Here is a 13287-nt window from a genome sequence, read left to right on the forward strand (position 1 = left end):
GACGGGCCCGGGCGGCGCGGCGCCATCACGGCGGGGGTGGGGTCGCCAGAGGGTGTGAGCGTGTTTTCAGCCATGTTCTTGCCCCGGTTGAAGTGAGTGAGGGACGGCGGTCGGTGCGGCGCCGTCGGCGGCGCGGACCGGGAAGCCCGGCACCGGTTCGTCGAAGCCGCGCGGGTTCGCCAGCTGCCAGCGCCAGCTGTCGGCGCACATCTGGTCCAGGCTGCGCTGCGCGCGCCAGCCCAGCCGGTCCTGGGCGTGCTGCACGTCCGCCCAGTAGGCCGGGGCATCGCCGGGACGGCGCGGACCGATGTGCACCGCGATGCGGTGCCCGCATGCGCGTTCGAAGGCCGCGATCACGTCGAGCACCGAGGCGCCATGCCCCGTGCCCAGGTTCACCGTGAGCAGGCCCCGATGCAGCGTCGCGTACCGCAGGGCCGCCACATGGCCTTCGGCCACGTCCATCACGTGCACGTAGTCGCGCACGCCCGTGCCGTCGTGCGTCTCGTAGTCGTTGCCGTGCACGACGACGTGCCCGCGCTCGCCCACCGCGACCTGCGAGACATACGGCACCAGGTTGTCGGGCGGCCCCTGCGGGTGTTCGCCCAGCAGGCCGCTCTCGTGCGCGCCGATGGGGTTGAAGAAACGCAGGCATGCGATGCCCCAGCGCGGATCGGAGCGGGCGAGGTCCGCGAGCATGCGCTCCACCATCACCTTGGAGCGCCCGTAGGGGTTGACGGCCGCGTACGACGCGCTTTCCCGTATCGGCGAGCGCGGGATGTCGCCGTAGACCGTGGCCGAGGACGAGAAGATCAGCGTGCGCACGCCGGCGCGCTCCATGGCACGCGCCAGCGCGAGGCTGCCCGCCACGTTGACGTCGTAGTAGCCGAGCGGGTCGCTCACCGAGCGGCTGACCGCCTTCAGCCCCGCCAGATGCAGCACCGCGTCGACCCCGTGCTCGGCGAACACGCGGTCGAGCACCGCCGCGTCGCGCACGTCGCCGCGCACCAGCTGCGGCTGCACGCCGCAGATGCGTGCCACGCGCTCCAGCGAACGCGGGTCGCTGTTGACCAGCGTGTCCAGCACCACCGGCAGGTAGCCGGCCGCGATCAACGCCACGCAGGCGTGGCTTCCGACGAAGCCGGCGCCACCCGTCACCAGAATCTTTGAGTGGGTCATGGTTGGGACTCGCGCAGTGGGGTTGGCGTGGCCGTGCTTCGGTCCGCCACGCAGCGAAGCAGTTCTTGTTCGAGGCGCGACAGGATGGCGTCCTGGTCGAGCTCCGCCAGCGCGAACGCGCGGCCCGCCGCACCGAGCGCTTGGCGCAGGCCCGGCGAGCACGCGAGCTGCGCGATCGCGTCGGCCAGCACGGCCGCATCGCCCGGGGGCACCACGAAGCCACGGTCTGCGACCACGCGTGCGAGTTCGGTGCCGGGGTGCGCCGTGGCGATCACGGCCTTGCCGCTCGCGAACATGCCGGCAAGCTTCGAGGGCATCACGAGGTCGGCGGCATCGGCGCGCTGCGGCAGCACGTGGATGTCGGCCATGCCCAGCAGCTCGTTGAGCCGTTCGGCGGGCTGTAGCTCGAGAAAGTGCACGCGGTCCAGGCCGGCGCAGGCCGACATCAGCGGGGCGCGGCTTGGGCCGTTGCCGCAGATGACGAAGTGAATGCTCTGCTGGTCGGCTAGAAGGCCCGCCGCCTCGGCCAGCAGTTCGATGCCCTGCTTGGCGCCCAGGCTGCCCGCATAGAGCACGACCACGGCATCGGGCGCAATGCCCAGCTCGGCTCTGTAGCCATCGGCCGCGCGGGGAGCGGGACGAATCGCCGAGACGTCCACCCAGTTCGGAAAGAGAACGAGCCGGCCTTCGCCGATGCCCTTGCTCCTGGCCTTGTCGACCATGGCCGCCGAGATGGTCGAAACGCGGTCGAACCTCGCCAGCAGCCATCGCTCCAGCGACAGCGCGACACGCCGCACGCCCGCGCCGCGCACGAGGCCCAGGCCGAACGCCGCATCGACTTCGAAGTCCTGGATGTGCAGCCACGACCTGATGCCGAGCAGCTTCGCGAAGCACAGCACCGCGGGCGCGCAGAAAAGCGGCGGCTCCACGACGAACACAAGATCGGGCTTCCAGCGCGCCTGCGCCAGCAGCAGCGGCATGCTCGACAGCATGAACGAGCACAGGTGCGCCACGCGCGCCAGCGCACGCGGCTGCGAAGGCACCCAGGTGGGCGCGCGCCAGACCGTGAGGCCGTTGCGCCCGGTGGTCTTGCGATAGGCCCAGGCCGAATGGCCCTCGAACACCGCCCAGTGCGGGAAGAAGGGCGGCGCCGCGATCACGCGCACGTCATGGCCCTGGGCCTGGAGCCAGTCGGCCATCTCGCCCGAGTACTTGCCGATGCCGGCCAGCTCGGGCGCGAAGTTCATCGAGTACAGCAGGATCTTCACGGCGATCTCCCCAGGGCCGGGCGCAGCAGGCGCACGATCGGAAAGAAGCCGAACAGCGCGCGCATGCGCAGCTCGTACAGCACGAAGTCGGTGACGAAGGCGATGAAGAAGACGTAATGCGGCTTGTCGGGAAAGAGCGAGATCACGACGCCATACGAGGCCAGCCGCAGCGCGAACTCCAGCAGCGTCCACCACCCGAGCGAGCCCATGGTGGCGTTCAGCGAGAGCATCGTTTCGTGGTGGACCGTGTAGGTCCTCAGCAGGAAGTACGGCGCGATGCACACGAAGATGTCGCGCGCCTCGGGGCCGAGCTTCAGCAGCGGCGCGGCCACCGCCATCAGCCCCGCCAGCCCCACGAAGAGCACGCAGCCGAGCAGGAACGAATGCCGCGCCAGCCGCAGCTTCTCGATCGTCAGGTTGGCCGCGTTGGCGTCCAGCATCGCCGGCGTCTTCGTGACGAGAAAGGCCTGCACGAACTGCGAAGGTGCCTCCGCGAGAAGAAAGGCCAGCTTGAACGCGCCCACGTAGCCCAGCGGCATGAAGAGCGCCACCAGCAGCAGGTCCGACTTGCGCAGCAGGAAGGTCAGCAGCGCATACACCGTGGCGCTGGCCTGCGACGCGAGCGCCAGCACGGGCGGCCCGGCCGGCGGCGGCGCGCCGTTCGCCGGCAGGAAGATGGCCGCGCCCACGAGCACCAAGGCCAGCAGATTGATGGCGAGCAGGTGCGCCACGCCGATCTCCAGGCCGAGCGCAGCGAGCGCCGCCACGCCCAGCACCAGCACGGTCGCGCGCACGCCCGACTCCAGGTTGAGCAGGCCCGCATGGCCCAGGCCCCGGCTGTACGACAGGCGCAGGCTGTTGAAGGCGAAGACCGCGAGCGACAGCACGATCAGCACGAAGGGCGCGCCGACCACCGGCAGGCGCTGCGCGCCCACGACGCCGGCCGCGAGCAGCGCGGCCAGCGGCAGCCCGATCGCCAGCGTGCGCAGCAGGTCGCCGCGCGTCACCCGGGGCGGCACGCTCGCGGCATTGCGCGAGAACAGCAGCGAACTGCCCAGCGTGCCCACGACCAGCGCCACTTCGAGCACCGACTGGTAGACGGAGTACTCGCCGAAGCGCGCGGGCGCCACCTGCGCCGCGATCAGGAAGATCGCCAGGAAACCCGACAGGTACACATACAGCCGCGACGCGAGCGCCCCCAGCCCCAGGCGTTGCGCGAGGCGGATGCCGGGCAGGGCGAACGAGGTGCCGGCGGCGGGCTTCATGGCGTGCTCCCGTCCGCGGGGTGCTTCGGCGTTGGCGCATCCGCAAAGCCCAAGGTGTCGGCCATGCGGCGCGCGCGCGACGCGATCCGGTGCGCGTTGTTCTTGGCCCGGCGCGCCATCTGCAGTGCCCAGGTCAGTGCCGCAACGGCGTACACGCGGCGATGCAGCGCGGGCTGCATCGCCAGCTTGGCGGCGCCCTGGAAGTGCAGCGCGAGCACGCGCACCGTGTCGCCCGCCGGCGTCTGCAGACAGGGCTGGCCGTCGACGAAGGCCAGGCGCTTGGCGCCGCCGCGCACGCGGAACTCGCGCACGAAGTGGTTGGTGCCGCCGTTGACGTTGTGGTCGATCACCTGGCCGTCGAACACCCGGTTGATCGGCACGGTGTTGCCGCTGGCCTGCGCCCACAGGTACAGCAGCGTCATGTCGGACACCCCGCCGCGCACGCTGCGGGTCGCGAAGCGCTCGGCAATGTCGCGCAGCTGGTGCAGGCCCGCGGGCGTGCTGTACATGTGCAGGAGGCAGGCGACGAAGTCCTGCAGGCCGGCCGCCGTCCAGTAGCTCACGTGCGGCGAGATCTGGCAGGGGTTCCAGCCGTCCGTGGGCAGGATGCTGGAGCCGGAGAAGTCGGCGTGGCCTACCAGGCGCGCAATGTGGGCGCCGACGCCGTTGAACAGCAGCACGTCGCTGTCGATCAGCACGAAGGCGCGGCAATCGGGGTGCGCTGCGAGATGGTTCGCCAGGAGGAAGTAGCGCCTGAAGCAGATCTTCTCGAACGCCGGCGTGTTGCTCGACAGGTGCACGTAGGCTTGGCAGAAGCGTTCGTACGCCGGTCCGGCGTCGGTGTCCGACAGGACGACCAGCTGCTCCTGCGCCATGGCCGCGGATTCGCAGCACAGGCGCAGGGCCGTGTTCTGGCGGTCTTCCACAACGATGAAGGGGAGGGCGTGGTCCATGGTCGGGCAAGCGGGTTAGTACGGGTCAGGGCCGCGCCGCGGTGGCGCTGCGCACCAGCGCGACGTGGGCGGGAAGAAAGTGGAAGTCGGCGTCCAGCGGCATGTCGAGCGTGAGCATTCCGCCCCGCGCGTTCGCGTCGCCGATCCAGCTGCGCAGCTGCGCGGCCGAGAAGCGCGGCGCGCTCGGCTGGGCCCAGGAAGCGCCCAGCGGCGTCAGCACATGCAGCCGGAGTTCGGAGGGCGGCGAGGCCAGGCGTGCGGCGGGTTGCAGGTACTCGCCCGCCATGAGGTTCTGGCACGGCGCGCTCTTGAGGCTGAAGCGCGCCGCCCCCTCGCCGGCATTGAAGGCCAGCCACCGGGTGGGTGCGCCGTTGCGCGCGGCCGCGCAGAACCGGTCCCAGTCGCGCGTCGTCATGCCCGTCGTGTTGTAGACGCCGTCGAACCACCAGCCTGTGGCGACTGCGCCGTAGTGCTGTGACCAGCTGTCGATCACCGCCGACCAGGCGGCGATGAAGCGCGTCGGCGGTGGCTGCTGCTCGGAGACATCGCCCAGGCACTCCATCAGGTAGGGGTCCCCTTGCGGCGCGCGGAAGGGCAGGTAGAGGATCAGCGCGATGCCGTGGCGCCGCAGTGCGCGGCCGATCTCCATCGGCAGGTCGCGTGGCGAACGGTGCGCGGCGCTACGCGGGCACTGCGCTTCGAGCGCGGCGTTCGGCGCGATGAACTGGCCGTTGTTCTGCCCGAGCGTGAGGATGAGATGGCTGGCGCGCATCCCGGCGAGTTCGGCGGCGAAGGCGTCGACGTCGAAACGCCCGATGCCGGCGATGGACTGCTTGTCGGGCAGGTAATGCACCATCACGCCGAAGCCCGGTGCGCCCTGCGTTTCGGGAAGTGCTGCGACGGCCGGCCGCGCCCACGCGGCCAGCCCGAGCGCCAGCACCGCGAGCGTGCGAAGCAGGGAGCGTGCACGGTTCGTCATGGCGTGGCCCTCGCCAGCGACGCGTCGCCGCGCTTCAGCCTGAGGTAACTCGCGGCCACCGCGCCCGGCGTGCAGACCCGCGAGAGCGACCATGCGGGGCGCGTGCGCTGGTGCGCGGCCAGGTAGCGCTCGATGCTGCCGAGGCCGACGAATTCATTGCCAATGAAGAACGCGTAGCCCGCGAAGAGCTCCCGGTGCACCGGAAGGTCCGAGAGCAGCAGCGGCACGCCCAGCGTGGCCGCCTCGGCGGCCGACAGGTTGAAGCCCTCGAAGGTGGACAGCGAGATGAAGGCCGTCGCACCCCGGTACAGCCGCAGGAGCTCGTCCCGCGACACCAGTCCCCGGTGCCGCACGCAGCCGCGGAACGCGGGCGCCATGGCCGAGATCATGCGTTCGACCTCCTTGGCGCCGTTGCCGGTGATGTCGAGGTAGTCGACCAGGCCCTGGCGCTTCATGCGCACGAAGAGCTTCAGGATGCCTTCGAAGTTCTTGTGCGGGTAGTAGTGGTAGGCCGCGATCAGGTAGCGCCCGTCGGGTGCTGCCGTGCGGTCGGCGTTCGCGGCGACGGCGCCCGCATCCACGGGATTGAAGATCACCGCCGGGTGCTCGCAGCGCCTGAAGTGCCGCTCGAAGTCTTCCTGGCTGCTGCGGCTGATGAAGACCACGTCGGCGGCGCTGCGCGCGACGCGGTGCAGGTTCCAGTCGAGCCAGAGGCGCTTGCGCGCGCTGAAGTACTGCGGGTACGACTTGTACTGCACGTCGTGCACCACCACGATCGAATCCCGGTGGCGGCTGAAGGGCGCCAGCAGCGAGAAGGGCAGGAAGTAGTTCGGGAACAGCGAGTACACGCGCTCCCCGCGCAGCCACCCGCGCACCAGGTGGACGTTGTAGAGCAGCGTGTCGAGGATGAAGCGGCTGATCTTCAGCCGCCGCGCGGCCGCGTACAGGTGCGGATGGCGCTCGCTGATCGGCTGCACCTCGTGGCCCGGCGCGTCGCGCATGCTTTCGAGCAGCACCTCGGACACGTTCAGCACCCCGCCCGCCGACGCGTTGAGCCGGATGGTGTCGTAGAAGAGGTAGGTGGCCATGGTCGCTCCTGCGTGCGTGCGTTCTCATGCGGTCGGCAGGCTGGCGCGCGCCGGGCGGGGGGCCGGCCTGCGGAACCACGCCGCGAGGCTGCCGGCGACGATGGCCGCGACCAGCCCCGAGACGGCGAACGGTCCCCAGCCCAGGATCGGCCCGCGCAGGAACGGCACGTAGGCCGCCAGCAGCACCAGCGCGCACAGGTAGCCGGCCGTCAGCGTGCGTTGCGGATCGATGGCCTTGTCGACGAGGCGAAAGAGCGCCGAGACCGCGAAGCCCAGCAGGGCCGGGCCTGCCAGCCCGAAGTCGAAGTAGGCGGTGGTGAAGGGCGGCAGCGACAGGTTGCTCTGCGAGAAGTTGCCCAGCACGGCCGGCCAGCCGAGCGGGTCGTAGCCCGGGAACATCTTCAGTTCGCGCGGCAGGATGAAGGAGAAGGCCGAGAGCAGGTAGCGCCCGTAGCCGAGGTCGGGCGAGGGCGCGCGCTCCAGGATGCCCGCGACGACGAACATCGCGTCGAAGTCCTGGCTGAACGGGTACGACGCCAGCTCCGCGCCCCACATGGCGTCCCGCGAGATCAGGTTCAGCACCGGGCCCAGGCCCGCGATGGCGCCGAAGATCACGGCGGCGAGCGTCCACCGGTGGCGCCGCCCCAGGGCATGGATGAGCAGCGGCAGCAGCCCGATCAGGATGACCTGGCGTGCCGTGTTGACCGGGTTGGCGGCGATGGCGGCCAGCGCGAAGGCGAGGCCCGCGACGCACCAGGCCCACAGCGTGCGCTGGCGCGTGGCGTGGATCGCGAGCGCCACGCAGCACAGCAGCACCATGAGCTTGGGCAGCGTGGAATAGACGATGTACTGGACCGGCGCGGCCTCCTCTTCGGAAATCACGCCGCGCGCCGTGAAGTTCATGTCGGGGCGCAGGAAGAGCATGGCGAACGCCACCTCCAGGCAGGCCAGCAGCAGGAAGGGGTGGGCGACACCGGCACTGAGCGCGCGCTGCGCCAGCCGGGGCGTGGCGGGCGGCTCGGGCAGGCCCAGCCGTGCGGCTTCCACGCCGGCCATGTACAGCAGCACGAGCATCAGCCCCTGCGTGTGCGCAGCCTGCCCGACGATGCCCACCTCCCAGAAGTCGGTGTCGGTCGCGATCTGCATCGCCGGCGCCAGCGAGAAGTAGATGAGAACCGCCGTGTAGTGGATCAGCAGGAACACGCTGTCGCTGGCGGTGCCCAGCATCGACAGCTGCACCACCGTCAGCACGAACACCACCCCGTAGCCCCAGACAGGATCGATCAGCCCGCACAGCGCGGCGCAGACGATGCCGGACCAGAAGACGAGGGTTCTCATGGCGAGGTCCGTTTCTGCTTCAGGCGTGCTCGGCCTCTGCGGCGGTCCGGCGCGCCGTCTGGTAGTCCGCATAGGTGCGGCGCAGCCCTTCGGCCAGCGGCACGGTGGCGCGCCACCCGAAGCTGGCCGCGCGCGACACGTCCAGCAGCTTTCGCGGGGCGCCGTCGGGCTGGGCCAGGTCGTAGTGGATGCTGCCCTCGTAGCCCACCACCTCGCGGATGTGCTCCACCAGCTCGGCGATCGAGACGTCCTCGCCCGTTCCGAGGTTGATGTGGCCGCGCATCGGATCGGTGTGCTGGTCGTAGTCGGCGCGCGACAGGTTCATCACGTCCAGGCAGCCTTCGACCATGTCGTCCACGTACAGGAACTCGCGCCGCGCCCGGCCGCTGCCCCAGATCAGCACGCTCGGCGTGCGGCTGATCTTGGCCAGGTGAAAGCGCTGGATCAGCGCCGGCACCACGTGGCTGTTCTCCAGGTGGTAGTTGTCGCCGGGGCCGTAGAGGTTGCTCGGCATCACGCTGCGGAAGTCGACGCCGTGCGTGGCGCCGTACTGCCGGTTGTAGCTTTCGCAGAGCTTGATGCCGGCGATCTTGGCGATCGCGTAGGGCTCGTTGGTGGGCTCGAGCTTGCCGGTGAGCAGGGCCTCTTCGCGGATCGGCTGTTCGGCCAGGCGCGGGTAGATGCAACTCGAGCCGAGGAACAGCAGCCGCTTGACGCCGGCGAGAAAGGCCTGGTGCGTGAGGTTGGCCGCGATCAGCAGGTTCTCGTAGATGAACTGCGCGGGGTAGGTCATGTTGGCGTGGATGCCGCCGACCTTGGCCGCCGCCACGTAGACCTGGTCGATGCGCTCGGTCGCGAAGAAGCGCGCGACCGCCGCCTGGTCGAGCAGGTCGAGCTCGGCGTGGCTGCGCGTCACGACCTCGTGGCCGAGTTCGCTCAGGCGCCTCGTGAGCGTCTGGCCGACCATTCCGCGATGACCTGCAACATAGATTCGCATGGCGTTCTTTCAGTGAAGGAAGAGGGGGCTTCGGGTCTCAGCGCGAACCGCGCGCCCCGAGCACGACGCGGAAGGTCTTCAGCAGGATCACCACGTCGCGCAGCAGCGAGAGCGTGGCGACGTACTCGGCGTCCATGGCCGCGCGGCGGCGGTAGCTCACCTCGTTGCGTCCGCTGATCTGCCACAGGCCCGTGATGCCCGGGCGCACCGCGCAGTAGTACGCCCAGTAGGGGCCGTAGAGCTCCTTCTGCGCAAACATGCAGGGGCGCGGGCCGACCATGCTCATGTCGCCCTTGAGCACGTTCCAGAACTGCGGAAACTCATCGATGCTGTAGCGGCGCAGGAAGGCGCCGAAGCGGGTGATCCGAGGGTCGTGCTCGAGCTTCTGGAACTTCTCCCATTCGCGCCGCGCTGCGTCGTTCTCGCGCAGGTGCCGGGCCAGCAGGGCATCGGCGTCGGGCGCCATGGTGCGGAACTTGTAGAAGCGGAAGATCCGCCCGTCCCGGCCGTAGCGCGGCTGCACGTAGATGGCCGGGCCGCCCGAGGTCAGCAGCACGCCGAGGGCGATGAGCGCGTAGGCCCAGCCCAGGAACAGGAAGAAGGCGCCCGCCAGGAGGATGTCCATGGTGCGCTTGGCGGCCTGCAGGAGCCGCGAGCCGCCCACCGGCACGGGGCGTGCGGCGGTGCGGTGCGGCGTGCGTGAAAGGTGCGTGCTCATGATGTCGCGCGCTCCGGTTCGGCGCGGGGGGTGTGCCCCAGCGCGGGCGGATAGATGTTCGGCGGCAGGCCGTAGGGCCCGTAGTCGTAGCCGTAGGCGTTGTGGCGTTGCCGCGCGTCCTGCGCGTTGAGCACCACGCCGTGGAACGCCGCGCCCACATGCGCCAGCCGCTTGGCACTCTCCACCAGGTCGCCCATTTCGCTGTCGCCGGCGCGGGCCACGAGCATCAGGGTGCCTACGTCCGGTGACATCGCCACGGTCTCGGTCGCCAGCAGGATCGGCGGGGCATCGATGACCACGGCGTCGTACAGCGCCGAGAGGGTCTCCAGCAACCGCGTGAACGCAGTGGAACCCATCATCGTGGCCGGATCGAGCGGCAGCTTGCCGGTGGTGATCACGTCCAGGTGCGGCAGCACCTGCGCATGCACCGCTTGCGCGAGCGTGGCGGTGCCGGCGATCAGCTCCGACAGGCCGGTGGTCGCCTTGAGCCCGAACTGGCTCGCCAGCTTGCCGCGGCGCATGTCGGCGTCGATCAGCAGCACGCGCCTGCCGGAGGCCGCCAGCACGGCCGAGAAGTTCGCCGACAGGAATGTCTTGCCCGCGCCCGGCGTGGCGCTGGTCAGCAGGATGCGGTTGTTCTGCGCGCCAGCCATCAGGAAGCCCAGCGCGGTGCGCAGCCTGCGCACGCCTTCGAGCGCCGGGTCGTCCGGGTGCGAGGCCGCCAGCAGCTTCACGCCGGGCTTGCCCTGGCGGATGGCGCGGTCGAGCGTGCCCTGCCGCGTGCTGAGTGCGATCGTGCTGTAGACGTTCAGGCCGGTGCGCATCTCGATCTCGTCGGGGGTGGCGACCGTGTTCTTGAGCACCTTGCGAAGCACCGACGTGACCGCGCCCAGGAACAGCCCCACGACCAGCGCCAGCGCCATCACGATCACCGCCTTGGGCCGCACCGGCTTCTCGGGCGACAGCGCCTGGTCGAGCACGCGCACGTTGCCGATGCGGCCTTCGCGGGCCAGGCGCATCTGCAGCGAGCTGTTCAGGAGCGACGAATAGAGCTCGGTGTTGACCTTGATGTCGCGCTGCATGCGCAGCGAGTTCTGCTGCAGCATCGGCATGCGGCGGATGCGGTTGTCCACGCCGCCCAGCTCCTTGCGCAACGAGGCGATCTGCGCGTCGAGCGTGATCAGCATCGGGTGCTGGCTGGTGAAGCGGCTCGCCAGGTCCAGGCGCTTCTGGCGCGCGTCGAGCAGCTTGGCCTGCAGGTCGACGTTCTGCGACAGCGCGTTGCGCGCCTCGTCGTCCAGGCTGATGGTTCCGTTCTGGTTGCGGTACTGGTTGTAGGCCTCTTCCGACTGTTCCAGCTGCTGCTTGAACTTGGGCAGCTCGGTGCCCAGGAAGTTCAGCGTGCGCTCGGCCTGCGCGGTCTTCTGGTCGATGTTCTGGCGCATGTACAGGCGCGCCACCTCGTTGAGCAGGTTCGCCAGATGCTCGCGATCGTCGGTCTGCCAGCTCACGTCGATCACGCTGGACTGCTTGCCTTTCTCGATCACGCGCAGCTCGCGCTGCAGCTCGAGCATGGTGAGCTGCGTGGAGTGCCGGGTCAGCTCGAAGGCGCCGCCGGGCCGGGCGTCGATCGAGGCCACGAGCAGATGGACCGTGCCGCCCGGCACCGAGCTGTCCTGCGGCTCGCCGACCCGGCCGTGCAGCGGGGTGTCGAGGTCGGGGTGCGTGAGGGTGTAGGTGCCGTCCTTGCCGGCGGTCAGCAGGAACTTCTTGCCCTCGAGGGCCGGCGGCACGTCCATCTGCGCGACCGCGATCCGCTCGGTGCCCGACACGTAGCCGCGCATGCCGAGGAAGCCCGGCCTGGACAGCGTCTTCGAATGCCGTGCGATGAAGGCGCCCACGACCGGGATGTAGTGCGGCCGTGCCTTGATGAACAGCTTGGTGTTCTCGATCGCCTGGCCGAGCACCATGCGCGACTTCAGGATCTCGGCCTCGCCCGAGGTCGGCGTCTTCACGCCCACGCCGTTGACCGCGGCATCGCCCGCGCCGCCGGGCGAACGTTCGGCATCCTCGAGCTGGATCAGCACGTTCGCTTCGTACACGCGCGGCCCGAAGAGCGCGTAGCCCGCGCCCAGCACCAACACCGCGGCGGTGACCGAGGCGATCAGCCATCGGTTGTCCAGCATCAGGTCGACGTATTCCTTGAACCTCGAGTGCGGGCGCTCTGGTTCCGGGCTGTACGGTGCGGGAAGCGGGGGGTACCAACGCGCATTCATGGGCTTCACCTTCTTTGTCGTGTTCGGGCCGGGGCTGCGCGGCCTACCTGCTGCGGGCGGTGTCGCGCGCGAGGTTGATCACCTGGGCGGCGGGAAGGATCAGGTTGGCGACCCGGTTCCACGAGACCAGCGGCACGCGGTCGACATAGACGACGTCGCGCGGCCGCAGCTCGAAGCGGTCGGCCAGCGCGAGCGCGGCCGGGTTCTTCGCGTTCAGGCTGAAGATCTGCGGCGTGTCGGGCGTCTGCGGCGAGTTGCGGATCACGTAGATCTGCCCGGGGTCGGCCGTGAGCAGGTCGGGTCCGCCCGCATCGCCGAGGGCCTCGTTCAGGCTCATGCGGCCGTTGCGCATCAGCAGCGCCGAGGGCCGCAGGATCTCGCCCATCACGTAGATGCGGCTGTCGTCGCGGTTGCCGACGTACACGATGTCGCCGTTGCGCAGCGGAATGTTGTTGGCGTCGGCGCCGAAGCGCTTGAGCTGCATCAGGTCGATGACCACCGTGCGGTCGCCGCGCGTGAGCGTCACATGCGAACGGTCGCCCCCGGCGGTGATGCTGCCCGCGCGGTTGAGCGCCTCGGACAGCGTCATCGGGATGTCCGTGAAGATCTGCAGCCCGGGCGTTCGGACCTCGCCCTCGACATAGGCGCGCTGGCTGCGGAACGACTGGATGCGCACGCTCACCAGCGGTGCCTTGATGATGCTGCCGATGCGCTTGGCGATCAGCTCGGACGCACCGCTTTCCGTGAGGCCCTGCAGCCGGGTGCGGCCGATGTAGGGGAAGCTGATCTCGCCCGCGGCATCGACGATGAAGCCCGGCGCCACGGTGACGCCGGTCGGGTCGCTCTGCTGCGCGATCACCGCGCCCAGGTTGGGCTGCAGCTCGGGGTTGTTGTAGACGGTGATGCCCACCACGTCCCCCGGCCCGATGGTGTAGGGCGCGGGCCGGCCGAACAACGCCTTCACGTCGGGCGGGATGCCCGTGTTCCCGGCGAGCTGCGCGCGGACCAGCTCCGGCGTGATGGCCGCGATCCTGCCACCGGCCGTGCCGTCGGCCGACTGCAGCGGGCCCGGCGTGCCGAAGCCGGGTGCGCAGCCGCACAAGCCGAGCGACAGCAGCAGCGCCATGGCACGCGACCGGAAGCGGCCACCGGGAAGGGCGCGGGCGCCCTCGGTGGCGAGGAGGCGCTCGCCGCGCGGGTTCGCTGGGGTTGCGGATGTCATGGCAATC

General features: G+C 70.0%; 11 protein-coding genes. All 11 read right to left on the reverse strand.

What is annotated here, in order from left to right; all coding sequences use genetic code 11:
• Nucleotides 1-66 precede the first annotated feature (66 nt).
• The 11 genes from galE to AC07XP_RS23720 are packed head-to-tail and all read right to left on the reverse strand — an operon-like array spanning nt 67 to nt 13280.
• On the reverse strand, nt 67-1176 hold the full coding sequence (gene galE / locus AC07XP_RS23670; RefSeq protein ID WP_139704945.1) for a UDP-glucose 4-epimerase GalE: 1110 nt from the start codon (nt 1174-1176) through the stop codon (nt 67-69).
• Nucleotides 1173-2444: a glycosyltransferase WbuB gene (locus AC07XP_RS23675; protein WP_495266046.1), complete on the reverse strand. Its 1272-nt coding sequence runs from the start codon at nt 2442-2444 to the stop codon at nt 1173-1175. Before AC07XP_RS23675 ends, galE begins: the two co-directional genes overlap by 4 nt.
• Nucleotides 2441-3709: a polysaccharide biosynthesis protein gene (locus tag AC07XP_RS23680; protein WP_495266047.1), complete on the reverse strand. Its 1269-nt coding sequence runs from the start codon at nt 3707-3709 to the stop codon at nt 2441-2443. The genes AC07XP_RS23675 and AC07XP_RS23680 overlap by 4 nt, the downstream gene beginning before the upstream one ends.
• The gene (locus AC07XP_RS23685; protein WP_495266048.1) at nt 3706-4662 is read right to left on the reverse strand and encodes a hypothetical protein; all 957 of its coding nucleotides are present in this window, start codon (nt 4660-4662) and stop codon (nt 3706-3708) included. The genes AC07XP_RS23680 and AC07XP_RS23685 overlap by 4 nt, the downstream gene beginning before the upstream one ends.
• Before the next feature lie 25 nt (nt 4663-4687).
• Nucleotides 4688-5641, reverse strand: a complete 954-nt coding sequence (locus tag AC07XP_RS23690) for a hypothetical protein (protein ID WP_495266049.1) — start codon at nt 5639-5641, stop codon at nt 4688-4690.
• Nucleotides 5638-6729, reverse strand: coding sequence for a glycosyltransferase (locus AC07XP_RS23695; RefSeq protein ID WP_495266050.1), 1092 nt, complete (start codon nt 6727-6729; stop codon nt 5638-5640). Before AC07XP_RS23695 ends, AC07XP_RS23690 begins: the two co-directional genes overlap by 4 nt.
• Before the next feature lie 24 nt (nt 6730-6753).
• Nucleotides 6754-8067 carry a hypothetical protein gene (locus AC07XP_RS23700; RefSeq protein WP_495266051.1) on the reverse strand — a complete coding sequence of 438 codons (1314 nt, stop codon included), beginning with the start codon at nt 8065-8067 and terminating at the stop codon, nt 6754-6756.
• Nucleotides 8068-8086: 19 nt separating this feature from the next.
• Nucleotides 8087-9064 (reverse strand): GDP-L-fucose synthase family protein, encoded by a 978-nt coding sequence (locus AC07XP_RS23705; protein ID WP_495266052.1) that lies wholly within the window; start codon nt 9062-9064, stop codon nt 8087-8089.
• 37 nt (nt 9065-9101) lie between these two features.
• Nucleotides 9102-9782 (reverse strand): sugar transferase, encoded by a 681-nt coding sequence (locus AC07XP_RS23710; RefSeq protein ID WP_487849448.1) that lies wholly within the window; start codon nt 9780-9782, stop codon nt 9102-9104.
• A complete protein-coding gene (locus tag AC07XP_RS23715) occupies nt 9779-12058 on the reverse strand; it encodes a polysaccharide biosynthesis tyrosine autokinase (protein ID WP_495266053.1) in 2280 nt (759 codons plus the stop codon). Before AC07XP_RS23715 ends, AC07XP_RS23710 begins: the two co-directional genes overlap by 4 nt.
• 43 nt (nt 12059-12101) lie before the next feature.
• Complete coding sequence (locus AC07XP_RS23720) at nt 12102-13280, reverse strand: polysaccharide biosynthesis/export family protein (RefSeq protein ID WP_370869855.1); 1179 nt, start codon at nt 13278-13280, stop codon at nt 12102-12104.
• Nucleotides 13281-13287: the final 7 nt, after the last annotated feature.

Source organism: Variovorax sp. GW531-E2, assembly GCF_059423125.1.